The organism is Natronoarchaeum sp. GCM10025321, from assembly GCF_042663585.1.
In the GTDB taxonomy this organism is placed as follows: Archaea; Halobacteriota; Halobacteria; order Halobacteriales; family Natronoarchaeaceae; genus Natranaeroarchaeum.
Window position 1 is genome coordinate 1,443,717 of sequence record NZ_JBHTAN010000006.1, and the last position, 23,291, is coordinate 1,467,007.

At 60.0% G+C, this 23,291-nt stretch carries 24 protein-coding genes and 1 rRNA gene; 16 read left to right on the plus strand and 9 right to left on the minus strand.

Going from position 1 to position 23,291, the window contains the following annotated elements; all coding sequences use genetic code 11:
* Positions 1-9 precede the first annotated feature (9 nt).
* The 3 genes from ACFQL3_RS10100 to ACFQL3_RS10110 all read left to right on the plus strand — a co-directional run bounded on the left by ACFQL3_RS10100 (position 10) and on the right by ACFQL3_RS10110 (position 1,782).
* The gene (locus tag ACFQL3_RS10100; RefSeq protein WP_377053856.1) at positions 10-891 is read left to right on the plus strand and encodes an amidohydrolase family protein; all 882 of its coding nucleotides are present in this window, start codon (positions 10-12) and stop codon (positions 889-891) included.
* A gap of 108 nt (positions 892-999) precedes the next feature.
* Positions 1,000-1,491: a GNAT family N-acetyltransferase gene (locus tag ACFQL3_RS10105; protein ID WP_377053858.1), complete on the plus strand. Its 492-nt coding sequence runs from the start codon at positions 1,000-1,002 to the stop codon at positions 1,489-1,491.
* Between the two features lie 3 nt (positions 1,492-1,494).
* Positions 1,495-1,782 carry a 2Fe-2S iron-sulfur cluster-binding protein gene (locus tag ACFQL3_RS10110; RefSeq protein WP_377053860.1) on the plus strand — a complete coding sequence of 96 codons (288 nt, stop codon included), beginning with the start codon at positions 1,495-1,497 and terminating at the stop codon, positions 1,780-1,782.
* Between the two features lie 381 nt (positions 1,783-2,163).
* On the opposite strand, the gene ACFQL3_RS10115 is transcribed toward ACFQL3_RS10110, so the two are convergent.
* From ACFQL3_RS10115 to ACFQL3_RS10125, 3 genes are all read right to left on the minus strand, one after another.
* A complete protein-coding gene (locus tag ACFQL3_RS10115; RefSeq protein ID WP_377053862.1) occupies positions 2,164-3,795 on the minus strand; it encodes an acyl-CoA synthetase in 1,632 nt (543 codons plus the stop codon).
* Positions 3,796-4,030: 235 nt separating this feature from the next.
* The gene (locus ACFQL3_RS10120) at positions 4,031-4,804 is read right to left on the minus strand and encodes a CoA-transferase subunit beta (protein ID WP_377053864.1); all 774 of its coding nucleotides are present in this window, start codon (positions 4,802-4,804) and stop codon (positions 4,031-4,033) included.
* Positions 4,794-5,687, minus strand: a complete 894-nt coding sequence (locus ACFQL3_RS10125; RefSeq protein WP_377053866.1) for a CoA transferase — start codon at positions 5,685-5,687, stop codon at positions 4,794-4,796. The genes ACFQL3_RS10120 and ACFQL3_RS10125 overlap by 11 nt, the downstream gene beginning before the upstream one ends.
* A 171-nt stretch (positions 5,688-5,858) precedes the next feature.
* On the opposite strand from ACFQL3_RS10125, the gene ACFQL3_RS10130 reads away from it, so the two are divergent.
* From ACFQL3_RS10130 to ACFQL3_RS10165, 8 genes are all read left to right on the plus strand, one after another.
* Positions 5,859-7,034, plus strand: a complete 1,176-nt coding sequence (locus ACFQL3_RS10130; protein WP_377053868.1) for an ABC transporter substrate-binding protein — start codon at positions 5,859-5,861, stop codon at positions 7,032-7,034.
* A gap of 33 nt (positions 7,035-7,067) precedes the next feature.
* The gene (locus ACFQL3_RS10135; RefSeq protein ID WP_377053870.1) at positions 7,068-7,937 is read left to right on the plus strand and encodes a branched-chain amino acid ABC transporter permease; all 870 of its coding nucleotides are present in this window, start codon (positions 7,068-7,070) and stop codon (positions 7,935-7,937) included.
* Position 7,938: 1 nt separating this feature from the next.
* Positions 7,939-9,042: a branched-chain amino acid ABC transporter permease gene (locus ACFQL3_RS10140; RefSeq protein ID WP_377053872.1), complete on the plus strand. Its 1,104-nt coding sequence runs from the start codon at positions 7,939-7,941 to the stop codon at positions 9,040-9,042.
* A 2-nt stretch (positions 9,043-9,044) separates the two neighbouring features.
* Positions 9,045-9,845 (plus strand): ABC transporter ATP-binding protein, encoded by an 801-nt coding sequence (locus ACFQL3_RS10145; protein ID WP_377053874.1) that lies wholly within the window; start codon positions 9,045-9,047, stop codon positions 9,843-9,845.
* A gap of 1 nt (position 9,846) precedes the next feature.
* The gene (locus tag ACFQL3_RS10150; RefSeq protein ID WP_377053876.1) at positions 9,847-10,614 is read left to right on the plus strand and encodes an ABC transporter ATP-binding protein; all 768 of its coding nucleotides are present in this window, start codon (positions 9,847-9,849) and stop codon (positions 10,612-10,614) included.
* Positions 10,615-10,691: 77 nt separating this feature from the next.
* Positions 10,692-11,228, plus strand: a complete 537-nt coding sequence (locus ACFQL3_RS10155; RefSeq protein ID WP_377053878.1) for a gamma carbonic anhydrase family protein — start codon at positions 10,692-10,694, stop codon at positions 11,226-11,228.
* On the plus strand, positions 11,212-12,021 hold the full coding sequence (locus ACFQL3_RS10160; protein WP_377053880.1) for an enoyl-CoA hydratase/isomerase family protein: 810 nt from the start codon (positions 11,212-11,214) through the stop codon (positions 12,019-12,021). Before ACFQL3_RS10155 ends, ACFQL3_RS10160 begins: the two co-directional genes overlap by 17 nt.
* 150 nt (positions 12,022-12,171) lie before the next feature.
* Positions 12,172-12,627: a pyridoxamine 5'-phosphate oxidase family protein gene (locus tag ACFQL3_RS10165; protein ID WP_377053882.1), complete on the plus strand. Its 456-nt coding sequence runs from the start codon at positions 12,172-12,174 to the stop codon at positions 12,625-12,627.
* A 51-nt stretch (positions 12,628-12,678) separates the two neighbouring features.
* Here ACFQL3_RS10165 and ACFQL3_RS10170 read toward each other — a convergent pair whose 3' ends face one another.
* The 3 genes from ACFQL3_RS10170 to ACFQL3_RS10180 form a co-directional block, all read right to left on the minus strand.
* Complete coding sequence (locus tag ACFQL3_RS10170) at positions 12,679-13,494, minus strand: enoyl-CoA hydratase/isomerase family protein (protein WP_377053884.1); 816 nt, start codon at positions 13,492-13,494, stop codon at positions 12,679-12,681.
* Positions 13,491-14,378: a 3-hydroxyacyl-CoA dehydrogenase family protein gene (locus ACFQL3_RS10175; protein ID WP_377053886.1), complete on the minus strand. Its 888-nt coding sequence runs from the start codon at positions 14,376-14,378 to the stop codon at positions 13,491-13,493. The genes ACFQL3_RS10170 and ACFQL3_RS10175 overlap by 4 nt, the downstream gene beginning before the upstream one ends.
* A gap of 61 nt (positions 14,379-14,439) precedes the next feature.
* Entirely contained in the window at positions 14,440-14,838 is a 399-nt protein-coding gene (locus ACFQL3_RS10180; protein ID WP_377053888.1) for a universal stress protein, read from the minus strand.
* A 503-nt stretch (positions 14,839-15,341) separates the two neighbouring features.
* Here ACFQL3_RS10180 and ACFQL3_RS10185 point away from each other — a divergent pair.
* Positions 15,342-16,103 (plus strand): enoyl-CoA hydratase/isomerase family protein, encoded by a 762-nt coding sequence (locus ACFQL3_RS10185; protein ID WP_377053890.1) that lies wholly within the window; start codon positions 15,342-15,344, stop codon positions 16,101-16,103.
* Positions 16,104-16,127: 24 nt separating this feature from the next.
* On the opposite strand, the gene ACFQL3_RS10190 is transcribed toward ACFQL3_RS10185, so the two are convergent.
* Positions 16,128-18,101 carry a 3-hydroxyacyl-CoA dehydrogenase/enoyl-CoA hydratase family protein gene (locus tag ACFQL3_RS10190; RefSeq protein WP_377053892.1) on the minus strand — a complete coding sequence of 658 codons (1,974 nt, stop codon included), beginning with the start codon at positions 18,099-18,101 and terminating at the stop codon, positions 16,128-16,130.
* A 115-nt stretch (positions 18,102-18,216) separates the two neighbouring features.
* Between ACFQL3_RS10190 and ACFQL3_RS10195 the strand changes: the two genes are divergently transcribed.
* Both ACFQL3_RS10195 and ACFQL3_RS10200 read left to right on the plus strand, forming a co-directional pair.
* A complete protein-coding gene (locus ACFQL3_RS10195; protein ID WP_377053894.1) occupies positions 18,217-19,368 on the plus strand; it encodes an acyl-CoA dehydrogenase family protein in 1,152 nt (383 codons plus the stop codon).
* A gap of 70 nt (positions 19,369-19,438) precedes the next feature.
* Positions 19,439-20,032, plus strand: a complete 594-nt coding sequence (locus ACFQL3_RS10200; RefSeq protein ID WP_377053896.1) for a DNA-3-methyladenine glycosylase family protein — start codon at positions 19,439-19,441, stop codon at positions 20,030-20,032.
* Here the strand turns inward: ACFQL3_RS10200 and ACFQL3_RS10205 are convergent, their stop codons facing one another.
* A complete protein-coding gene (locus ACFQL3_RS10205; RefSeq protein WP_377053898.1) occupies positions 20,033-21,370 on the minus strand; it encodes a RimK family alpha-L-glutamate ligase in 1,338 nt (445 codons plus the stop codon). It lies immediately after the preceding gene.
* Between the two features lie 114 nt (positions 21,371-21,484).
* Here ACFQL3_RS10205 and ACFQL3_RS10210 point away from each other — a divergent pair, with 114 nt between their 5' ends.
* Both ACFQL3_RS10210 and ACFQL3_RS10215 read left to right on the plus strand, forming a co-directional pair.
* On the plus strand, positions 21,485-22,564 hold the full coding sequence (locus tag ACFQL3_RS10210) for a succinylglutamate desuccinylase/aspartoacylase family protein (protein ID WP_377053900.1): 1,080 nt from the start codon (positions 21,485-21,487) through the stop codon (positions 22,562-22,564).
* Positions 22,565-22,667: 103 nt separating this feature from the next.
* The gene (locus ACFQL3_RS10215; RefSeq protein ID WP_377053902.1) at positions 22,668-22,979 is read left to right on the plus strand and encodes a hypothetical protein; all 312 of its coding nucleotides are present in this window, start codon (positions 22,668-22,670) and stop codon (positions 22,977-22,979) included.
* 70 nt (positions 22,980-23,049) lie between these two features.
* On the opposite strand, the gene rrf is transcribed toward ACFQL3_RS10215, so the two are convergent.
* Positions 23,050-23,171: ribosomal RNA gene (rrf, locus tag ACFQL3_RS10220) — 5S ribosomal RNA — on the minus strand.
* Positions 23,172-23,291 lie beyond the last annotated feature (120 nt).

The following is a 23,291-nucleotide window of genomic DNA, read 5'->3' on the forward strand; positions in this document are numbered from 1 at the left end:
ATAATCTGTATGGCCGAGACCGACGCTCCGGATGAGGTTGTCGACGTCCACGTTCATATGAATCCATTCTGGCGGATGAACGCCGACGCGCTGGCGACGCTAAAAGAGCACTCGAAACAGTTCGACCGGAAGATGAATCTGGCGAGACGGCCCGAAGCCTTCGTCGAATACCTCGACAGTCAGGGCGTCGCCACCGCAGCGATAATCAACTACGTGAGTCCGATCCTTGGATACACGCACGACACGAACGAGTGGGCGGCCGAGTTCCGCGCGGAAGCGCCGGAGCGGGTACTCGCATTCGGGGGGTTCGATCCGCGGGTGGCCGACCACCCTCACGAGGAGGTCGACCGAGCGCTCGACGAGTTGGCACTCGATGGCATCAAACTTCATCCACCCCACCAGGGTATCAACGTCAACGATTACCGAACCGATCCGGACACGCGCGGACTCGAAGCACTGGAGTATCTGTACGAGCGCTGTGTCGAGCACGACATCCCGGTCATGGTCCATACCGGAACGAGCATCTTCTCGGGTGCCCGGTCCCGGTACGCGGATCCGATGCCGATCGACGACGTGGCGGTCGATTTCCCCGAACTGAAGATCATCATGGCTCACGGCGGACGGCCGATGTACACCGACGAAGCGTGGTTCCTCCTGCGGCGCCACGAGAACGTCTGCCTGGATATCTCGTCGTTTCCCCCATCGAACCTGTTAGAGTACTTTCCGGAGGTCGAACGCATCGATGACCAGGTGTTGTTCGGCAGCGACTGGCCAGGCCCGATGATCCCGGATATCGAGCAGAACATAGCGGCCGTCAGAGAACTCCCGATCCCGGACGCGACGGTCGACCGGATTCTCTCGAAAAACGCTATCGAACTGTTCGATCTGTAATCGACTGGTCCGCACACTGGGCCACTCGTGGAGGGCCTCACCACGTTCGCTGGGTCCCCGGTGTCTGCAACACGACCTTTTTTGGTAATCCACCCCCCAGGATAGTACATGACGTATAGTATACGACATGCAACGACCGCTGACGGTGAGGAACTGCTTGATCTCTGGCACGGGTTCACCGAACATCTCTCGGAGTACGACGATCGGTACCAGCACAACGAGAGCGCCGACGAGCGCTGGCTACAGTACTTCGAGAATCAACTTCTCGACTCGGAGTACGGAACGGTCGTCGTCGCCGAACACGAGGAGTCGGACGCGCTAGTTGGAGTCCTCGAAGCACGCGTCATGGGGAATCATCCGATCTTCCGTCTCCAGAACCACGGCTACATCAACGGGCACTTCGTCTCCGAGGAACACCGCGGAGAAGGAGTGGGCAAGGCGATGCTCGAAACGGCCCACACCTGGTTCACCAACTCGTCGAAAGACGTTGATTTCTATCGCGTCGACGTGATACACGGTGACGAGGACAGTGAGGCATTCTACCAGAGCGAGGGCTTCGAACCGGTCGAGCATGTCTACGAACGGTCGACAGATCAGTGATCCATGGTGGAAAGCTACACTGTCGAGTTCGTCGACGAAGGGCGCAGCATCGAGGTTCCCGCAAACAAGCCGATCCTCGAAGCCGCAGAGGAAGCGGGGATTGACATGCCCTACCAGTGCCGGATGGGCGTCTGTGGCGTTTGTTCGGCAATATGTCTCAACGACGAAGCCGAAGTCGAACAGATGGAAGGAATGTTTCTTTCCGATAGCGAAAAGGAGGAAGGCTACATTCTGACGTGCATAGCCAAACCGAGATCCGATCTACGGCTCAAGACTGGCGAAGGACCGTAATCGAGCGTACTGCTACACGATACATAATATTTCGACGAAAGAATAGACGGATGTGTTCCGAGACGAATAGTGTATACGTATACTGTATACGAAACGAGACGCCAGCCGTCCGGTAGGGATTACTACTGTACCTCTGTAAAAATTACAGCCAGTACACTGCTGGTTGTTGCCAAGAAACGAGAAAGAACGCAGTCCCACGCGAGAACTCTCGGATCGAGCCTGGCAGAAGGAGGATTCAATATAAAAGACCGTGATATATAGCAGGGGAGACGACCTGAAGCGCCGTATACGTATATCGTATACAATCTGGAAAACACAGGGCCAGAGATCCAGAAGAGCCGTTGCTCACGAATGCGAAAAGAACCGGCAATGGAGGAGGCGTTACTGCTCTTTCTCTCGGAGTTCCGTTCTGCGGATCTTCCCTGTCTCAGTTCGAGGGAGCGAATCCACGAACTCGACCGCTCTGGGGTATTTGTACGGTGCAAGCGTATTCTTCACGTGGTTCTGAATCTCTTCTTTGAGGTCCTCACTGGGCGATACGTCCTCCTTGAGGACGACGAACGCCTTGACGATCTCACCACGTTCCTGATCCGGGCTTCCAATAACCGCTACCTCCGCGACCGATTCCTGTTCCTGAACGACGGCTTCGACCTCCGGCCCGGGGATGTTGTATCCACTGGAGATGATCAGGTCGTCGCGGCGGGACTTGTACTCGAACCGTCCGTCCTCCCGCTGGACGAAGATGTCTCCGGGGATCGACCAACCGTCCTCGTTGACCTGCTCTTGCTTTCTCGGGCGGTTCCAGTACGCGATCCCGGTTGGCCCACGGACAGCCAGCAGTCCGGCCTCGCCTCGGTCGAGTTCCTCGCCGGTATCCGGGTCGATGATCTTGCATTCGTAGCCTGGTACCGGATACCCGGTCGCGCTCGGATCGATCTCGTCGTCGTGCCGGTGGCTGACGAAGATGTGGAGCATCTCGGTCGTCCCGATCCCGTCGAGAAGTTCGACGCCGTATTCGGATTCAAACTTCTCGAACGTCGTCGGCGTCAAAGGCTCTCCCGCACTGAGTCCGAGTCGCAGCGACGAGGTGTCGTACTCCTCGGGACCCTCCGGATGCTTGGACATGATCTGATTGTAGCCCGTCGGGATCGAGCAGAGGATCGAGATACCGTGGTCCTCGACCGCTTCCAACAGGTCACCGGGGCTTGCGTCCTCGACCAGACTCGTACTCGCGCCGAACCGGAACGGGAAGGTGAGAAGGTCACCGTAGCCGTACGCGAACGGGAGCGGCGGGTTCCCGCCGAAAACGTCGTCTTCTGTGGGTTCGAGGCAGTATTTCGCGTAGGAATCCGCGCTCGAAAGCACGTTTCGATGGGTGTGGACCGCTCCTTTGGGCTGGCCCGTCGTCCCACTGGTGTACAGCATCAACGCGAGGTCGCTTCGCTCGGTCGGGTACGCATCGAGGTCGGGACTGGCGTCTGCGAGGAGGTCGTCGTAGCTGAGGTGGTCGTGATCGCGACCGTTGCGCTGAGCCACGATGACGTCCTCGACGGTGTCCAGTTCCGGCAAGGCGTTCTCGATCTCTTCGAGCAGGTCGTCGTACACCACGATTTTCGTCGCTTCCGCGTTGTTGATGATGTAGTTCAACTCCTTCGCGCGAAGGAGTTTCATCGAGGGCAATGCGACGGCCCCGATCTTCTGAATCGCGAGACAGGAGACGATCGATTCGGGTCTGTTCGGGAACCGGACGACGACGCGGTCGCCCGACTCCACACCGAGATCCCGAAGCGCGTTCCCCATCCGATTTATGCGGTTTTGTAGCTCGCTGTACGTGATCTCCTGGTCCTCGAAGTAGATCGCGACGTTGTCACCCCGGCCCTCGCGAACGTGCCGGTCAACCAACTCTTCGGCCGCGTTGATTTCTCGTGGATAGTGCGCCTCCGGAAGCGCATGAACGTACTCCGGTGCGTTCTGTTCATCCGGTAGATAATCGAGTGGCACTGTTTGCTGCATGTACGAGTACATCATGAAAGTTATAAAAGAAATAGCTAACGGTTCCGAAGCCCATATCGAGGCAGAAAGCACCTCCTAGAGACCGCGCAGAACGTGAGAAAGCGACCGAATGCAGTTACCTGCGGGTACTACTGGGGTCGGTGCGACTGTCTCGCAAAAACAGATCCGACGGGTCGTCCGGTCTCTCATCGGCCAGTCGAGGGCGACACACATCTCACAGTGAGGTCGTGAACGATTACGTCCAGAATCCGTCGGGGTCGAAGGTCCGGATCAGTTCGAGTTCCTCCGCAGTCGGTTCGGACGTCGTCGTGACCGTTCCAGCACCGATGTCCTCGGCGGTGTTCACGTCCCACGGGAAATCGGCGAGCACGCTCGCTGCCTCGGCATCGGGGTGAACAGTTCGGAGGAACAGTTCGCCTCTATCGTCGAAGCCGAACGTCGCTTTCGAGGTGACCAGAGCGCTCGGTCCGCCTCCCGGTGCTGGATGGTTCTCACGCGCGCTTCCGTCGTTCGCGTAGCCTGGGCTGGTAGTGTACGTGACTTCCTCCGAAAATCGCCGGGGTTCGTGGGGCATGAGGAGGACCGTCCGCTGGGCCATACAGGCGATATCGCACGCGCCCCCACTGCCGGGGAGCCGAATCTCTCGGTCACCTGCCTCGACCCGCGTCGTGTTCAGATTGCCGTAGCGGTCGACCTCGGCCCCGCCGAGGAATCCGACGTCGATATCGCCGCGCTGGAGTCGCGACATAATATCGATCATCCCCGTCGTCGAGACGGCGTTGTTCAGGTTCGGCAGATCACACATCGTATGAATGAACCCGTCGGCAGGGGAATCCCTGACGACGCCGCTCTCGTACACGGCCATCGAGTCGGGGGCGTGCGTGCTGACCGCGACCTGGAACGCGATGAGTGGCAGTCGCATCCCTACGAAGGCGGTGTCACCGTCTTCGATCTCCTTTGCGGCAGCGCTGACCATCAGTTCGCGTTCGGTGTACTCCTCACTGGCCATACTCCACCTCCGCGGCGACGGTTCGGTCAGTGATAGCGAGATCCGTTTCGACGAGGTCGGCGTAGGCCTCACGATTCTCGACGCTGTAGACCCACTCCTCGGCCCACGCGTCGAACGCCTCGTCAGTCTCCGTCCGTCGGCTGTACTCCAGATAGTACTCGTTGTCTCGGTTGTAGTGTCCGGCGACCGGGGACGGGTGGGCGCCGAAGGGACATTCGACGACGGACGTGACCTGTTCGCGGGTGATCGCCACCCGACTCGGATCACTCTTGATCACTTCGGGGTCGACGATCTGCTCGGCAGTGACCAGAACGTTATCGGCGGCACCCACGGCCGGATCGACGATTCCGGTGTTGCCCCAGAGATGGACATCCCCTTCGGGACTCGCCCGCTGGGCGTGTACGATCGTCCAGTCGGGAGAGATAGCGGGGACGAGTGCGACCTGTTCCCCACTGAACGGATCGGTCTCTTCGAGGAACAGGTCGCTCTCCTCGAAGATATCGCTCCCGAGAAGCGTCTGTGTCGGAAGATACGGCACTCCCAGTGCGGCGGCCTTGAGCGCGAGGGCGATACTGAAGTTCGAGTGGTTCTCGACGTCGATCAGACTGTTTTCGACCGCTTGGCGGAACTGGTACCCGGTACCGGCGCTGACGTTGCCGACCCACGCCGCCCGCACCGCTGAGACGGCCCCGCCACCGATCAGCTGATCGAACAGCAGATCACTGATCGGTCCGATCATCGTGAGATCATCGGTCTCCTGTCGGAGCAGCTCGTGACCGGCGGCGAACGGAATCGCGTGTTCCAGTGCCAACCCTGCCGCGACCGAACTTCCGGACTCGATTCGAGATACGGCACTCTCCAGACTCTCTGCGTCTGTTGGCATACACTGACGAATCCAGATCTTTGTATATAAAACCACCTGTTGTTAAACTGACTGTAATGGACAACCAGTCGAACATGGACGAAAATTATATATGTATGAGTATACCATCAACTTACTATGCCTCAGGAAGCTGTGGATAGGCCAGACGTTAATACGGATACAACCTCGACAGTGTCGAGACGGCAGTACCTTCTCAGTAGCGCGACGGTCGGCGCAGCAGCATCTCTCGGTGGATGTCTCGGCGGCGACGAAACGCTCACTGTCGGATACGCTCTTCCGACCACTGGAGTCTACTCCCTGCTGGGACAGAGCATCACGAACGGGTTCGAGATGTATCTCGAGGAGCAGGGTGGCGAGATCAATGGCCAGGAGGTCGAAACCATCGGCCGTGACACTGGAGGCGATACGGACACCGGTGTGTCAGTCACACGAGAGTTACTGGTAGAAGAAGGCGCAGATGCGATCGTGGGGCCGGTGTCGAGTGCGGTCGCAATCTCGATGATGCAGACGATCGAAAACGAAGGAAGTGCCGTGTGGCTGAACGCGAACGCAGGTGACTATCGAATCACGCAGGACGGCTGTATGCGGTATCACTTCCGAACGTCGTTCAACGACTGGCAGACCAGCGCACCGCTGGCGCCGTGGGTGTACGATAACGTTGCGGACAACGTCGTGATCGCGTATGCGGACTACGCGTTCGGCCAGAATTCGCGGGATTTCTTCTCGGAAGCGTTCGAGGAAGCGGGCGGAACGGTCGTCGACGAAGTCGGCATTCCGCTCGGCACCGACGACTTCTCGCCGTTTTTCGGTGATATCGAGGGGAGTGGCGCCGACGCCATCTACTCCTTCTTCGCTGGCAGTGACGCGGTGAACTACATTACCCAGGGAGACGACTTCGGTCTCTTCGACGACATAACCCAGACGGGAAGTGGGTTCTTGCTTTCCGAGGATACGCTGCCGGCACAGGGCTCCTCGGCGCTCGGTATGTTCTCGTCGCTCCATTACGCTGGCAATGCCGAGCAGACACAGTCGTTCGTCCAATCGTACGGGGAAATGTTCGACAACAGTGCGAACGTGTACGCCGCACAGGGATACGACTCCGGCCAAGCGTTCGCCAGCGCTATCGAGGAGGGTGGCAGCTCCGACGTCGACGACATGATCGAAGCGATGCGCGGCATGGAGATCGACAGCCCGCGCGGCAGTTTCCGGTTCAGCGAGCAGACGAACGACCCGATTCAGGACATACACATCCGGGAGGTCGTCGAGGGTGATGACGGGCCTGAGAACGAGGTCGTCGAGACGATCGAAGAGGTCGAATCACCGACTTGGGGCTGTAATATCTACTAATATGATGGGCACCGACCAGCAGACACAGAACCGATGATCGAACCAGTATTACGAGCAACCCTGCTTGGGCTTCAACTAGGTGTTACCCTGGCTCTCGTCGCCGCCGGCCTCACGCTCATCTTCGGGATGATGGACGTGATCAACTTCGCTCACGGTTCGCTGTACATGCTGGGTGCGTATTTCGGTGCCACCATCGCAGTAGAACTCGGGAGTTTCTGGGCCGCCCTATTGATCGCACCGTTGATCGTCGGCCTCATCGGCGGTCTCATCGAGACTCTATCGCTCCGACCGCTGTACGGTCGGAATCCGCTCTACCACATCCTTCTCACCTTCGGGATAGCCATCATGGTACAGGGTGCGGTAGTCCAGGTCTGGGGCGCTCGATCGCGTCGGATCCCGACACCTGAACTCCTCTCGGGAACCATCGCTATTGGTCCTGTCAGCTACCCCATCTACTGGCTGTTCGTTCTCGTGTTCAGCACGATTCTGATCGCCGTGATCTGGATCGGAATCGAGAACAGTGATCTCGGGATCATGATGCGGGCCAGTGCTCACGATACCGAGATGGTCAACGCCCTCGGCGTCGACGTCTCGAAGGTGTTTACCGGGGTGTTCATCTTCGGTGCAGCGCTGGCGGGCGTCGCGGGGGTCCTCCTGGGAGCCTCACGATCTGTCAACCCCGATATGGGGTTCGGAATCATCATCGAGGCGTTCGTGATCGTCGTTATCGGTGGGTTAGGAAGCTTCAAAGGGGCGGTCTACGCGGCACTAGCAATCGGCCTCGTTACCGCCTACGGTGCAGTTATCGCACCGACACTGACGGAGTTGTTCCTGTTCGTGCTGATGGCCATTGTGTTGATCGTAAAACCGAGCGGCCTGTTCGGAGCAACGGAGGCAGCATAATATGAGCTCAGAATCGGAACTACTGGACAAACTCAAGGCGGCGGCCGGCATGAGTCGAACAACGACTCCCGCCGGTGGACAGATCATCTCGTTGCAGGGCCGTCTGGCACTGGTGGCAGTGACGGCACTCCTCGTCGCGTTCGCACCCCTGGTCAACGTGTTCGAGCCGTTCTGGTTGAACATTCTCACTCGGATACTGGTGTTCGCACTCCTCGCGGTGAGCCTGGACTTCATCTTCGGCTACGCCGGCCTGTTGTCGTTCGGCCACGCAGCGATGTTCGGTGCCGGAGGATACGCGGCCGCACTCTCCGTTCGGGGGATAACGACGAACGCCATAGTCGTGCTTCCGATCTCTGTGCTTGTCGGAGTCCTCGTGGCAGCAGTCATCGGATGGTTCAGCGTCCGTGCTCGGGGGATCTATTTCGCGATGTTGACGCTGGCGTTCGCCCAGCTGTTCTACGTGATCGCGTTTACTGATCTCCCGGCGATGGTTCTCGGGATGGAGACGGTCACCGGCGGAGACGGCGGTCTGTTCGGGATCCAACTGTACGAGATGTTCGGGATCGACTTCAGTTCGCGAGTGGCGTACTTCTACCTGACGTTGGGGCTCGTGATGGCCTCGCTCGCGCTGCTCGTTCGCATGGCGAACTCACCGTTCGGCCGAGTGCTCCAGGGGATCCGAGAAAACGAAGAACGAATGGAGTTTATCGGGTACGATATCCAACGGTACAAACTCATCGCGTTCTCAATTAGCGGCGGGTTCGCCGGTCTCGCTGGGGGATTGTACGTCCCGTTCCAGAGCGTCGCGTCGCCGGGACTGCTTCACTGGACGACCAGCGGGGAACTCATTGTGATGCTGTTGCTCGGCGGCATGGGCACCCTCTGGGGGCCGATGCTCGGCGCCGGCGTCGTGATTTTCCTGGAGGAGCGCCTCGCGGGATTCGCGACGTGGGAGATTATACTCGGCAGCGTGTTCGTCGTCGTAGTTATCTTCGCACCGCGGGGACTTGCCGGAACGATTATCTCCGTCAAGAACGATCCGAAAAACGCAGCCCAGAACGCAAAGAAAGCGCTGAAAAACTACTTTGAGAGTATCCGAGGATAAGAATGAGTCAAGCAACTGACGAAACGACGGCGACGACCGCTTCTCGGGAGGACACGCCGATACTGTCGACCGACGGTCTCACCAAGAAGTTCGGGACGCTAACGGCCGTCAACGATGTATCACTCGAGATCCCGGGCGACCAGATCTCGTCGATCATCGGCCCGAACGGGGCCGGGAAGACCACGCTGTTTAATCTGTTTACCGGGAAGCATGCCCCAACGCGAGGGAAGATCGAGTTCCGCGGCGATCAGATCGGCGGTATGGAACCACACGAACTGGTCGACCACGGGATCGTCCGTTCGTTCCAGATCACGAACTTTTTCAACGACCTCACTGCCCTCGAAAACGTCCGCCTCGCGACGCAGGGGCCACATACGGGCTTTCAGCCACGCGATTTCCTCACACATCATAATCAGCTTACCGACGCGATCACCGATGCGGAGGCTGTGTTGGAGCGCATCAACCTCTCCGACGTGGCAGACAGGAAAGCCGCAAACCTGTCGTACGGACAGCGTCGTCACCTGGAGATCGGCATCTCGCTGGCCGCGGATCCCGAACTCCTATTGATGGACGAACCCACAGCAGGGATGAGTCCCGAGGAGACACAGGAGACGGTCGAACTGATCGAGGAGATCGCATCGGACATTAGTCTCATCCTCATCGAACACGACATGGAGATCGTTATGGGCATCTCCAGTCATATCGCCGTGATGAACAGCGGCGAACTGCTTGCACGTGGTACTCCCGACGAAATACGCAACGACTCACGTGTGCAGGAGGCCTACCTCGGAGGTGGTGGATAGTATGAGCGACGATCCGAACTTGATCGAGGGGTCCGAGAGCGACACGAACACTGGCGGAGACGAGCGACTGGCCATCGATGAGATCAACACCTACTACGGGGACAGCCACGTGCTATTCGACGTCAGCCTCGATGTCGAGGTGGGGGAGGTCGTCGCACTCGTCGGACGGAACGGTGCCGGGAAGACGACGACACTCCGCAGTATCATGGGACTGACGCCGGCCCGATCCGGGGTAATTACGAAGGATGGAGAGCCGATCCAGGGTCTGGACCCACACCAGGTGCGAAAGAAAGGCATCTCGTGGGTACCCGAAGAGCGGCGAGTTTTCGGCGGCTTGACAGTCCAGGAGAACCTGCGGCTAGCCGCACACAGCGCAGAAACCGATCAGACCGACCAGTTCGACGAGATCTACGATCGGTTCCCCCGGTTAGACGAGCGGCGAAACCAGAAGTCAGGTACCATGAGCGGGGGCGAACAGCAGATGCTCGCGATCGCGAGAGCGATGCTCGGCCCGGAGACCGATCTGCTGTTGCTTGACGAACCGAGCGAGGGACTCGCACCACAGATCGTCGAAGACGTGAAAGAGATCATCCGCGACCTCAACGACGACGGTGTGACGATCCTGTTGGTCGAGCAGAACGCCGAAATGGCGCTTGGCCTCGCAGATCGAGCCTACGTGCTCGAGACGGGGAACGTCGTTCATCAGTCGACCGCGACGAAACTACTCGATGACCGGAGGGCCATGGAACAGTATCTCGGAGTGAGATAAGCCGTGAACGCGACGACCAGCATCATCAAAGACATCGGAGAACCCGACCAGTCCCCACTGGGGAGGCGGTGAGAGTGATGCAACGGACGTTCGAGCGGACGGCGCCGACCGTTGCGGACTCGGCGTTCGTCTCCGAGATGGCGTATCTCGTCGGCGACGTCACCATCGAGGACCGCGCCAGCGTCTGGCCGTTCGTCTGTATGCGCGGCGACTACGGCCCGATCACTGTCGGAGCCGAGACGAACGTCCAGGACTTCACGATGCTCCACGAAGCGACGGTCGGCTCTGGCGTGACGATCGGACACAACGCCGTCCTCGACCGCGCGACGGTTGGCGACGACGTCCTGGTCGGCATTTCCAGCACGATCCTACCGGAGGCGTCCATCGGTGACGACTGCATCATCGCTGCCGGATCGCTGGTTCGTGAGGGCCAGGAGATACCGGACGGCCACATGGCGTACGGGACACCAGCCGAAACCCGGCCCCTGGACGACGGGAATTCCGAACTGATCCGGTGGTACGCCGAGGAGTATCTCGAACTGGCGGACCGATACCGTCGCGACCGGTCACCAGAGATGCCCAACGGAGGGGAGACTGATGAATATACGAACTGACCGAGTACACGACGAAGTGCGAGTCGAGCACGTCGAAGACGAACTCGTCGCAAGGCTCGCCATGGAACGAGGAGACCGGCCGTTGAACATGTTTCAGCCGTCAAAAATCGAGGCGATGGCGACGGCCATAGAGGCACTCGAAGAGGATATTGGCTGTCTGGTCCTGTACGGAGAGCCGGAGTTCTCCGCGGGTGCGGACCTGAACGTGATCGAGGAAACTCCACAGGAGCTACGTTCGGCGAAACTGGATACGATCGCTGCCGCGTCGAACCGATTTATCCGCGCGGTCCGAGACTTTCCAGCCCCCGTCATCGCGGCCGTCAAGGGGGTCGCTGCGGGTGGCGGTCTGGGCTTCATGCTCGCCTCGGATCTGATCATAATGCACGAGAACGCCCAGCTAAACACTGCGTACGCTCGTATCGGCCTCACCCCGGACAACGCGACACCGTTCTTCCTCGTGAAGACCGTCGGGCCGTACAAGGCCAGAGAGCTCTTTTTCGACCCGGAGCCGATCACCGCAGCGGAGGCGGTCGATCTCCATCTCGCAAACGACCTGTACGAGGTACCCAAGTCGGAGTTTATCGGGGCCGTCACCGAGCAGGCCATAGTGTACGCCGACGGTCCGACTGAGGCCTACGCGCGGACGAAAGAACTCATCGACACCGTCTTCGAGGGACGGCTCGGCCAGCATTTAGAGGAAGAACGAGCCACGATGAAGCTGATGGGCGATTCGGACGTTTTCGACGAGGGGTTATCGGCGTTTATCGAGAAGCGCTCGCCGGACTGGAAGTAGGCCGATCCGACACGGATCAGTAGGGCGAGACCCCTTGACGCAAAGACTCGCGGCTCCGATCGCTCTTGGAGTTCGGCGGTAGGCGTTTTGGATGTATGAGAATCACAGGCACAATTTATTAACCGTTAGACTGTATCACCTATTTACAGTATGGCATCCGACGAGTCTGTCAAAGTGCGCGGTATCGAGATGAACGAAAGCGAGATCGAACGGACTCTCCAGGAGCTAGGACACGGCGTGTTGTCGCTGTCACGGGGCGGCGACGCGTACGGGATCCCGATCTCGTTCGGGTACGAGGACGGCCGGATGTTCATGCATCTGATCCGGTTCGGCGACGACAGCAAGAAATTGGAGTTCAGCGAATCGACGACACAGGCGTCGATGACGGCCTACCGGGTGGATTCACGGTTCGCCTGGAAGAGCGTCGTGGTCACAGGAGAACTCGAGGACGTCAACGAAGACGAAACCGAGTATATGGAAGAAGTGATGGAGGAAAACGCGTGGTTCCCCAACATCTTCCCGCCGACCGCGCCGATAGCCGAGATCAAGCGGGTCGAACTCGATGTCGACGAGATGACCGGTCGAAAGGGCGAAGAGTATCAGTAGTGCCGGTTGGGGAGCTAAAGACCACACGAACCGAAGCAATGGCGGATCGGATTACTTTCCTTTCCACTCTGGTTCTCGATCCTCGAAGAACGCGTCGATACCCTCGTCTTTGTCCTCGGTCGCGAATAGCTGGGAGAACAGTTCCGCCTCGTACTCGATCCCGTCGTCGAGATCCATCTGCGAACTCGCCTGCACGGCCGTCTTCGCGAACTCCAGAGCGACCGGACTCTTTTGAGCCATCGACTCGGCCAGTCCGTACACCTCCTCGTCGAGTTCGTCGAGCGGACAGACGACGTCGACGAGTCCGATGTCAGCCGCCTCTTCGGCGTCGATCAGATCGCCCGAAAGGATCAACCGCATCGCCTGTCCCTCGCCGACGAGGCGGGGCAGACGCTGCGTGCCGCCGCCACCAGGGATGATACCGAGATTGATCTCCGGCTGCCCGAGCTTTGCCACGTCGGCGGCGATCCGGACGTCACAGGCCTGCGCGAGTTCACAGCCCCCACCGAGCGCGTGACCGTTGATCCGGGCGATGACCGGTACCGAGAGATCAGCGACCAGTTCGTAGATGCGCGGGCGCTCGCTCGCCTCGCGCTGTTCGATCGGACCGCGGTCCTGGAACTCGGTGATGTCCGCGCCGGCGACGAACGCTTTCCCCTCGCTGTCGCCGGTGAGAACGACGACTCGGGACTCGTCGTCCGCCTCGATGGCCGCGAGAACGTCGGTTAGCTCCGACCGGACCTGTGCGTCGAGCGCGTTCCGCGCGTCCGGCCGGGATAACGTCACCGTGACGACGCCGTCGACCTCGTCGCCGACGGATGCGGAGACGGTATCGAACTCCTCGGTGAGTGCTTCGGGACCGGTCATCGGCCGTCCTCCGGATCGCCGCTGACCCCGATGACTTCGCCGTCCTCCCAGACGTAGAACCCTTCGCCGCTCTTCTTACCGAGCTTCCCGGCTCGGACTTTCTGTCTGAGTAGCTGTGGCGGGCGGAACCGTTCGCCCAGTTCCTCGTGTAGATATTCGAGAATATCCAGTCGAACGTCGAGTCCGACGACGTCGGTTAGCTCGATGGGGCCCATCGGGTGATTGTATCCGAGTTCCATCGCACGGTCGATATCTTCGGGCCCCGCCACCCCGGTCTCTAACATCCTGACAGCCTCGACGCCGAGTGCGACCCCGAGGCGGGACGATGCGAAGCCGGCGGAGTCCCGGACGGTGATCGGTTCCCTGTCGATATTCTCGACGAACGCGGTCGCAGTCTCGACCGTCTTCTCGTCGGTCTGCTCGGCGACGACGATTTCGACGAGATCCATGATGTGAACCGGATTGAAAAAGTGGAGACCGATCGCCCGGCCGGGTCGGTCGAGCACGCTGGCTATCTCGGTGACGGAGAGAGACGACGTGTTCGAGGCGATCACTGCGTCACCCGGCGCGTGTTCTTCGACGTCCGAGAACGTCCCCTGTTTGATCTCTATATCTTCGGGGACGGCCTCGACGACCAGATCAGCGTTCGCGACGGCGTCCGGCAACGACGTCGTCGTCTCGATCCGATCGAGCGTCGCCGCTTTTTGTTCCGTGGTCACTTTCCCCCTGTCGACGCCGCCCTGCAGGTTCGCTGTGATCGCATCGACCCCGTCCTCGAGGAACTCCGCTTCGAGGTCGCGTATCGTGACCTCGTTTCCGGCCATCGCGGAGATCTGTGCGATCCCATGCCCCATCGTACCTGCGCCTAGTACTGTTACTCGCATCGTGTGTGCCAATCGTCCAGTACCCCCATTAAAATTGTTATAGATGTCGGCGACCACGCCGTCACTCGTTCGTCTCGCCACAGACGAGGACCGGTAGATCAGCGGTCAGGACGACATCCTGTGTCACGCTTCCGAAGAGGGCTTTCCCCGTCGGCGAGCGCTTCCGCCCGCCGACAGAGATGAGATTGGCGTCCGTCTCGTCCGCGTACTCGATGATCTGTGTCGCGGGATCACCGCTGGTTTCGTCCAACTGAACGTCGATTCCCGCATCCTCGAGTAGCTCTTCGCTCTTGAGCGCCGTTTCGAGTTGCTGTATCGATGCACCAGTGACGTTATCGGTAAAGACGTGCAGGAGCGTCACCTCGATATCACCCGGCTGGTGGGGCATCTCCACAATGGCGTTAGCCTGGGCAATAGCGTGTTCGAGAGTATCGTCTAGCGCTACCAGTATGTGATACATGATCGCATATTTATCGGTATTGCTACTAATCGTTGTCGCTCCAATGCCGGCGGTTCCGGAGACGTGATGGATCGGATACGACAGCAGGCAGGGTAATCTCGTGCGATAAATGTCAACTTATATTGCAGTATATTTATCCGGTAGAAGACCATAATATTAATTTATAGTAATATTTCTGTGCGGTGGCAATCAAAGAGATCGGTCAAGCAAAATGCCAGACAGAGGCGACAGATACGATACTCTACGACGGACGAAAGTCCGCCGAAGTTCTCTCCAGTTTAAAGAGCTACTGCAGTCTCATAAGTTCTCACATACGATTAACAGCCCGGAGAGTGGAAGGTCTCTCAAAGTATATAGTCAAATATTAGTAAATTATATATACATTATTGTAAGAGTATAGATATACGTTCAGAACAGAGATATTATAGTAAAGCTGTGCAAAACAGAAAGAACGATACTTACAATCTGGAAAGAACTAACAGCGTCCGCGCGATAGAAAACATATGCAAATCGATGACGAGGACGGGATTCGAACCATCACGTTCGACCGGCCGGATGCACTAAACGCGTTTACTCCCGATGCCGCGGTTGCCCTCGCCGACGCTCTAGCAGAGGTATCGCCCGAAGAGTACGACGCTGTCGTGCTTACCGGTGAAGGCGACGCGTTCAGCGCGGGCGGTGATCTCCAGGCGATGGCCGAGCGCGACGAGACGGCGGAAGAAGCGTTCGACCGGGTGCAGGAGACGCTCGGCCGGGTCGTCGAAGAGGCGCTCACGGCGCGGGTACCCATCGTCGCCAAGGTCAATGGCGACGCCGTCGGTGCGGGGCTTGCGGTGACTGCTGTCAGTGACCTCGCATACGCGGCGGAGTCGGCGTCGTTCAGTTGCGCGTTCGTTCGGGTCGGACTGGTCCCAGACACGGGCGGGACGTTCCTGCTGCCGAAGTTGGTCGGACTGCGCACTGCGAAGCAGTTGGCGTTTACCGCCGAGTTCTTCTCGGCCGAAGAGGCGGTAGAGTACGACCTGATCAACAGGGCTGTCCCCGACGACGAACTCGACGATGCGGTCGACGAACTGCTCGAAACGCTCGGGAAACGGCCGACGAAAACGCTCGGCCTCGCAAAACGTGCGATCCACGAGAACATGGGTCGGCACTGGCGCGAAGCGCTCGATCACGAACTCCATACGCAGACGCTGGCGTACGGAACGGCAGAACACGAGGAGGGCGTGCGGGCGTTTCTGGACGGCGAGGAGCCGGAGTTCTAGGTCGTTCGGGCGGGTACGGAGCGCTTACTTCCCCTCGAATTCCGGTTCTTCGTCGCCCATGAACGCGGTGATGCCTTCCATCAGGTCGTCGGTCGCCATGAGTTGACCGAATGCCTGGTTCTCGATTTCGAGTCCCGCTTCGGTGTTCTCCCAGCCCTTCAGCATGGCGCGCTTTGCGAATCGCGTCGCAATCGGCGGTCCTGCGGCGAGGTCAGACGCCAACTCGAACGCTCGGTCCTCGAAGTCGTCGTTTTCGACGACCTCGTTGACGAATCCGTACTGTTCCATCGTCTCGGCCTCGTACCGATCCGCGGTGAGGATTATCTCTTTGGCACGCCCTTCGCCGACGATATGTTGTAGACGCTGGGTGCCTCCCCAACCGGGGATCAGGCCGAGGTTCAGTTCCGGCTGGCCGAACGTCGACCGTACCGTCGCGATCCGCATGTCAGCACACGTCGACAGTTCCATACCACCGCCGAGGCAGTAGCCGTCGATTCCCGCGACGACCGGCATATCACAGGACTCCAGTTTGCCAAAGATCCGCTGGCCGTTACGCGAGAGCTCGGTCGTTTCGATCGGATCCGCACCGCTCCCGGCCATGCTCTGGACGTCCGCGCCCGCCGAAAACGCTCGGTCGCCCTCCCCGACAAGTAGGATCGATCTAACCTCCTCATCGTCCGCGAGCAGATCGATCGCCTCGTCGAGTTCGTCGAGGAGTTCCCCGCTGATCGTGTTCATCCGGTGCGGACGGTCGAGAACGAGTTTCCCAACCATCTCGCCGGGCTTGTCGACGCGGAGCGTCTCGAACTCGTAGCCGTCCTCCTCCGCTTCGTCGCCGCCGTAGAAGCCGCCCTGTTCGGCGGCCTCGGCGAGGTAGTCGGCTGGCTCGTATCGAGCCGCGCCAGTCTCCTCGTGGGCGTCTTCGAGTACATCAAGCAAGTGGTCGATCCCCGCCTCGTCGGCGAGTTTAGCCGGGCCGTTCGGGAATCCGGCCCCGAGCATTACGGCCTCGTCGATGGCGTCAGCCTCGGCGACATCGTCACCGATCAGGTGGGCGACTTCGTTCGCCATCACCGCGGTCAGACGGTCACTGATCGACTCGCTGACCTGATCGGACGGGACGTCCGCGCCGCCGTCCTCGTAATCGTAGAAGCCCTTGCCGGTCTTTTTGCCGAGTTCCTCGTTTTCGACTTTCTCCGCGAGCAGCGGACAGGGTTCGTACGCGTCGCCGAGGACCTCATGCATGTATTCGAGAACGTGATAGCTCACGTCGTTGCCGACCTGATCGCCGAGCTCGAAACTGCCCATCGGGAGGCCCATGCCGTATTTGGTGGTGCTGTCGACTTCTTCGATGGCCGCCTCGCCCTCGTGGACGAGCCAGCAGGCCTCGTTCATCAGCGGGACGAGGATCCGGTTGACGATGAAGCCCGGACTGTCCTTGTGGACGCGCACGGGCGTCTTGCCGAAGTCCTCGGCCAGGTCCTCGATGACGTCGAGGGTTTCTTCGTCGGTGTGTTCCCCGGAGATGACTTCCACGAGATCCATCCGGACCGGCGGGTTGAAAAAGTGCATCCCGCAGAACTGCCCGGGACGGTCGGTGAACTCCGAGAGGTCAGTGATCGAGAGCGACGACGTGTTGGTCGCGAAGATTGCCCGCTCGGGGGCGTACTCGGAGACCTCGGTATAAACGTCCTCTTTGATCTCCATCTTCTCGGGGACGGCCTCGATAATCACGTCCGCGTTGCTGACGGATTCTTCGATGTCGACGAGCGGCGTGACACTGTCGAGTGCGGCGTCGGCCGCGTCCTGACTGATGCGCTCTTTCTCGGCGAGTTTGTTCAGGCTCCACTCGATATCGTCGTAGCCACTCTGGACGAACTCCTCGTTGATGTCCCGAATCGTCACGTCATAGCTCGCGAGCGCGGCTACTTCGGCGATTCCATGACCCATGTTACCCGCACCCAGAACTGTTACACTGTTGATATCGTCAATCTCCATGGACGCAACGACGGCATGCAGTGGGTTTAACGTTTCCCTCCGGAGTCATATAAACTCTATTTTAGTTTCTATCGGGTTACAAAGATACTTATTGTTCACCATAGATAGATCACGCATGGACTTTGGACTTTCAGACGAACAGCGAGCGATCCGTGACGAGGTACGCAAGTTCGCGGAAAACGAGGTCGCGCCCGTTGCCAAGGAACACGACGTCGAGGAAACGTTCCCACACGAAGTGATGGACGAAGCGGCAGAGATGGGATTAACTGGGGCACACATCCCCATCGAGTACGGCGGCGCCGCGTACACCCCTCTGGAGATGTCCATTATCACCGAGGAACTGTTCGCCGTCGATCCGGGGATCGGACTCTGCATCACCAGCGCGGCGTTCGGGGCCGACTCGCTCATGGAGTACGGCACCGAAGACCAGAAAGAACGCTACCTCGAACCGATCGCAGAGGGCGAGGCCATCATGGGCGCGGCCATCAGCGAACCCGACACCGGCTCTGACGTCTCCAGCGTCTCGACGCGCGCCGAGAAAGACGGCGACGAGTGGGTGATCAACGGCAACAAGATGTGGATCACCAACGGCACAGTGGGCGATTACTTCGTCGTCATGTGCAAGACCGACGACGTCGACGACCGCTACTCCGGTTTCTCGCAGGTCCTCGTCGAATCCGACCGCGACGGCTTCGAGGCCGACAAGATCACGGGCAAACTGGGGATCCGCGCCTCCGACACCGCCGAACTGATCTTCGACGACGTCCGCGTCCCCGAGGAGAACCTCATCGGGACGCGCGGGGCGGGCTTCCTGCAGTTGATGCAGTTCTTCGACGAGACCCGGACGATGGTCGCCGCACAGGGCGTCGGCATCGCCAAAGGCGCGTGCGAGCGCGCACTCGACTACGCACAGGACCGCGAGCAGTTCGGCCAGTCTATCAGCGAGTTCCAGGCGATCCAGCACAAACTCGCCGACATGCACACGAAGACCGAGGCCGCACGCCAGTTGACCTACAAATCCGCCTGGAGCGTCACCAACGAGGACGACGACCTCACCGCGCTGGCGTCGATGGCCAAGGAGTACTCCTCCCGCATCGCCGTCGACGTCGCCGACGAGGCCGTCCAGATCCACGGCGGCGCTGGCTTCGTCAACGACTTCGACGTCGAGCGCCTCTACCGCGACTCCAAGATCACCCAGATCTACGAGGGAACCTCCGAGATTCAGAAGAACATCATCGCGCGCGAACTGCTCGGCAAAGGGTTCTGAGGCGACCGCGAGTTCGTTTTCGACTCCATTCTTCGTGAGGTCTATACTCGAACGGCCACGAGTTCGGGCTATGAGCGACCCACTGGCTACGCTGCGAGACGACCCAGTCATGGCCCGCCTGATCGACGAACACGGCCCCGTCAATGTCGACCCAGCAACCCACGAGTACCAGCGACTCGCCGTCTCGATCATCAACCAGCAACTCTCGACCGCCTCCGCAAACGCCGTCAGAGAGCGCGTTTTCTCCCTGTTCGACGAGCCGATCACGCCAACCACGATGCTCGACGTCGACGAGGACTCGCTCCGTGATGCGGGAGTGAGCGGGCAGAAAGTCGAGTACCTGCAGACCGCCGCCGACGCCTTCCAGCGTGGAGCGTACACCCGAGACGGACTGGCCGACCACCCGGACGACGAAGTCGTCGCCAAACTCACCGAGATCCGCGGCGTCGGCGAGTGGACCGCGCGGATGTATCTCCTGTTCGTCCTCGGCCGCGAAGACGTCCTGCCGCTGGGTGACCTCGCTGTCCGCAACGGGATCGACGAGCTATACGGGAGCGGCGATGGCTCGACGACGCGCGGGGAGATGCGAGAGATCGCCGAACGCTGGCGTCCCTACCGAAGCTACGGGACGAAGTACGTCTGGCGCGCGTACGAGTCGGACTGATTACTCCTCGAGTTCGGTTTCGTCGTCCGCGTCGGCGCGCCGTCCAACGTCGACGTGGTAGTGTTCCAGGATGTCCCGGCCGAGCAGGAGTGGGTAGTCCATATGGCTGCGATCCTCGACGTTGGCCGCGACAGTGTGGCGTCGCCCGCCGACCCCGATCACGATGTCGACGATCGGCCGCACTTTCGATTGTTTCGAGCTACCGGAGCGGACCCGCATCTTGCTCTTGATCGGCCCCGCACCGATATCGGCCGCGAGGCTCGTGTCGATGCTCGTCCGCGTCGCGCCCGTGTCGGATTTGGCGTACACGCTCTTGGAGTCGCTCGTCCCACTGACCAGGACCTCTTCGGTGTAACCGATGGGGATGACCTCCTGTTCGCCAGCCTGTGATGGCTGCGGGCGGGCGGCAGGGACCGAATCGTCGAGGGAGCGGGCGAGCGATGCGACGAGTTCGTCGTCGACTTCGTGGCCCGCGCGCTCGATTGCCAGTTTCGCGATGTAGGGGGCGGGACTCGTTCCAGTCGCCTCGAAGAACCCTTTGAACCCCGCGGTAGGATTGACTTCGAGTACGTACCAGCCATCCTCGCCTTCGATCAGGTCCACGCCGGCGTAGTCGAGGCCGATCGCATCCGTCGCGGAGAGTGCGATCTCTCTGGTCTCCTCTGTTAGCTGGTCGGTCGCATCCCGGACGTCGCCGCCGAGCGAGACGTTCGTCCGCCAGTCACCCTCCGGTGCGTACCGGTGCATCGCGCCGATGATCCGGCTACCGACGACGTAGACGCGCAGATCACGGTGTTTCTCGCCGTCCCGTTCGATCAGATCCTGCAAGAACGCATACCGGTTGCCGACCATGGAGTTGACCGACTCCCCTGGACCCACCTTCCACGTCCCGCCGCCGTGCGTTCCGATCGAGGTCTTGTACACCGCCTCCTCGCCGAACTCCGCGCGACGACGCGAGAGCGTTTCGCTACCGAGCGCTAACAGCGCGTCCGGAACCTGCACGTCAGCCTCCGTGAGCGCGGTTGCCGCCGCGAACTTGTGCATCGCCGTCATCGTCGCCTCCGGCGTGTTCAGTATGGGCCGCGTACGCGAGAAGACGTTCGCAATACCGAGTTCTTCACAGGGCTGTGCCGTGTTCGAGAGCAGCAGTCGGTTCGCAATGACGTCCACGTCGGGGTCGATCGAGAGGGTGCCATCCTCGATCCGAACCGACGTGTTCTCGGAGCGAAGCCATTCCGTTCCGTAGCCCAGGTCGTCGACCGCATTGAGAATGGCTTTCGTCTCCTTGCTGTTGTGGAGACTGAGCACTCCAACCGTAAGATCGTCCTCCATACACACGAAGAGAAGCAGTACTGTAAAAACATTACCCGTTGCCCTCCCATGCTTGCAGCGATATCGTAGCGTTTCCCCGAAGGACTCATTTATGTTTCTGTGTGGGCTGGTATCGACCATATGACCGACGAGGGGGAGCAGACGATCCAGCGATTCGCCGACCCCGACGGCGCCAGTGGCGAGCTGTTCAGCTATCCCGGCGGACGCGTCGCGCCGGGAGAGCGAGCCTACATCCGACACAACGTCAGCCAGACATACCTCGGCGATCCGATCAGGGTGCCAGTTACGATCATTAACGGGCCAAACCCCGGACCGACGGTATTTCTCGCCGCCGCTGCACACGGCGACGAACTCAACGGGATCGCAGTCGTCCGGGAGGTCGCTCACGACTGGGACCACACTGATCTCAACGGAACGCTGGTCTGTCTCCCCGTCCTCAACGTTCCCGGGTTTCTCGCACAGCAGCGGTATCTCCCGATCTACGATCGCGACCTCAACCGATCGTTCCCCGGTAGCGAGACGGGGACCAGCGGGAAGCGCATCGCACACCGGATATTCAGCAGTTTCGTCGAGCCATGTGACTACGGACTCGACTTCCACACCTCCACGCGCGGCCGGACGAACATGCTTCACGCCCGCGCCGACATGACTGACGACGCCGTGGCTCGACTCGCACAGTCGTTCAGTACGAACGTCATTCTCGACTCTCAGGGGCCGAACGGGACACTTCGTCGCGAGGCTACCGAAGCGGGCGTCCCGACGATCACCATCGAGATGGGAGAAGCCCATCGGTTTCAGCGGCCGCTGATCGACCGTGCACTGAACGGCGTCGTGAGCGTACTCGCCGAGTACGGACTTTCCCCCCGGAGCACTGTCCACTGGCCCGGCTGGCGAACGGTGATCAGCGAGGACAGCGAAAAGACCTGGCTGCGCGCTGACGTTGGCGGTATCGTCGATATGCACCACGACCGTGGCGCACTCGTTCACGAGGGCGAGGACGTCTGTACTATCACGAATCCATTTAAAACGGACACTGAAACCGTCCAGGCACCGTTTACCGGCTTGCTCGTCGGCATTCTCGAAAATCCGGTGGTCTACCCCGGAAACCCGCTCTGTCACCTCGTCAAACTCGACTCCGATACCCACCGTGCCGTCGAACACCAACGGGCGGCCGACCCATCAGGCGAATCGTTCCTCTAACTCCACACGTTTTCGAGTGATCGGGCGGCCAGTGCTGTTCGATGACTCACTCGAACTACACGCAGAACTGTGACCACCTCGATAGCCGCGCGGCGGCGCTACGATGATCCCCACGATTGCGCCGCTCTCTCAGGTCGTTACCGGGCTTCGCGTCGCTGACGAGACGTCGACTACCTGTGAGAGTTGTGAGGAGCGAATAGAGGAAGGCCAGCACGTGCGCTGTCGTATCGAACGGGAACCACAGTTCGGCCAGTGGCGGATCAGTGGCTGTTTCTGCACGGACTGTCAGATACAGTCCGAACAACCGGGCGCCGGATTCGTCGTGGGACGGCTTGGAACCGTCCGTGACTCCCAGACGCAATCGTCGTGCCTGGTGCTACTCGAACCGTCTTCAGTCGCTGCACCCGTCGGCTGACCGGCGCCGCCGCTCTCCCTTCAGAATGAAATAACCCCCGCGCCCGAATGGGCGCGGAGGGTCTATGAATAGCAGGCGGCGATCCGGTGTTTCCAGAGGGTCTCCCACTCCAGTACTTGCCGGAACGCTGGCAGGCTTATCTTCCGTGTTCGGGATGGGTACGGGAGTTGCCCTGCCGCTCTGGCCGCCTTAACGCCAACTCGTGGACTCGAACCACAATAATGGACACCTGTCCGTTGGTCAGTTGACCACCATATTCGTGTACGTGCGATCCAGTTTACGCCTGGACCAGGTCAGCAGAGCGAGTCGCTC

What these genes read in the sequence shown, in the direction of transcription:
- ACFQL3_RS10185 (WP_377053890.1), top strand. Translation starts at nt 15,342, where the DNA reads ATGCAAATCGATGACGAGGACGGGATTCGAACCATCACGTTCGACCGG.
- ACFQL3_RS10190 (WP_377053892.1), bottom strand. Translation starts at nt 18,101, where the DNA reads ATGGAGATTGACGATATCAACAGTGTAACAGTTCTGGGTGCGGGTAAC.
- ACFQL3_RS10100 (WP_377053856.1), top strand. Translation starts at nt 10, where the DNA reads ATGGCCGAGACCGACGCTCCGGATGAGGTTGTCGACGTCCACGTTCAT.
- ACFQL3_RS10150 (WP_377053876.1), top strand. Translation starts at nt 9,847, where the DNA reads ATGAGCGACGATCCGAACTTGATCGAGGGGTCCGAGAGCGACACGAAC.
- ACFQL3_RS10135 (WP_377053870.1), top strand. Translation starts at nt 7,068, where the DNA reads ATGATCGAACCAGTATTACGAGCAACCCTGCTTGGGCTTCAACTAGGT.
- ACFQL3_RS10120 (WP_377053864.1), bottom strand. Translation starts at nt 4,804, where the DNA reads ATGGCCAGTGAGGAGTACACCGAACGCGAACTGATGGTCAGCGCTGCC.
- ACFQL3_RS10195 (WP_377053894.1), top strand. Translation starts at nt 18,217, where the DNA reads ATGGACTTTGGACTTTCAGACGAACAGCGAGCGATCCGTGACGAGGTA.
- ACFQL3_RS10140 (WP_377053872.1), top strand. Translation starts at nt 7,939, where the DNA reads ATGAGCTCAGAATCGGAACTACTGGACAAACTCAAGGCGGCGGCCGGC.
- ACFQL3_RS10115 (WP_377053862.1), bottom strand. Translation starts at nt 3,795, where the DNA reads ATGCAGCAAACAGTGCCACTCGATTATCTACCGGATGAACAGAACGCA.
- ACFQL3_RS10180 (WP_377053888.1), bottom strand. Translation starts at nt 14,838, where the DNA reads ATGTATCACATACTGGTAGCGCTAGACGATACTCTCGAACACGCTATT.
- ACFQL3_RS10105 (WP_377053858.1), top strand. Translation starts at nt 1,000, where the DNA reads ATGACGTATAGTATACGACATGCAACGACCGCTGACGGTGAGGAACTG.
- ACFQL3_RS10170 (WP_377053884.1), bottom strand. Translation starts at nt 13,494, where the DNA reads ATGACCGGTCCCGAAGCACTCACCGAGGAGTTCGATACCGTCTCCGCA.
- ACFQL3_RS10215 (WP_377053902.1), top strand. Translation starts at nt 22,668, where the DNA reads ATGATCCCCACGATTGCGCCGCTCTCTCAGGTCGTTACCGGGCTTCGC.
- ACFQL3_RS10165 (WP_377053882.1), top strand. Translation starts at nt 12,172, where the DNA reads ATGGCATCCGACGAGTCTGTCAAAGTGCGCGGTATCGAGATGAACGAA.
- ACFQL3_RS10210 (WP_377053900.1), top strand. Translation starts at nt 21,485, where the DNA reads ATGACCGACGAGGGGGAGCAGACGATCCAGCGATTCGCCGACCCCGAC.
- ACFQL3_RS10160 (WP_377053880.1), top strand. Translation starts at nt 11,212, where the DNA reads ATGAATATACGAACTGACCGAGTACACGACGAAGTGCGAGTCGAGCAC.
- ACFQL3_RS10200 (WP_377053896.1), top strand. Translation starts at nt 19,439, where the DNA reads ATGAGCGACCCACTGGCTACGCTGCGAGACGACCCAGTCATGGCCCGC.
- ACFQL3_RS10110 (WP_377053860.1), top strand. Translation starts at nt 1,495, where the DNA reads ATGGTGGAAAGCTACACTGTCGAGTTCGTCGACGAAGGGCGCAGCATC.
- ACFQL3_RS10125 (WP_377053866.1), bottom strand. Translation starts at nt 5,687, where the DNA reads ATGCCAACAGACGCAGAGAGTCTGGAGAGTGCCGTATCTCGAATCGAG.
- ACFQL3_RS10145 (WP_377053874.1), top strand. Translation starts at nt 9,045, where the DNA reads ATGAGTCAAGCAACTGACGAAACGACGGCGACGACCGCTTCTCGGGAG.
- ACFQL3_RS10175 (WP_377053886.1), bottom strand. Translation starts at nt 14,378, where the DNA reads ATGCGAGTAACAGTACTAGGCGCAGGTACGATGGGGCATGGGATCGCA.
- ACFQL3_RS10155 (WP_377053878.1), top strand. Translation starts at nt 10,692, where the DNA reads ATGCAACGGACGTTCGAGCGGACGGCGCCGACCGTTGCGGACTCGGCG.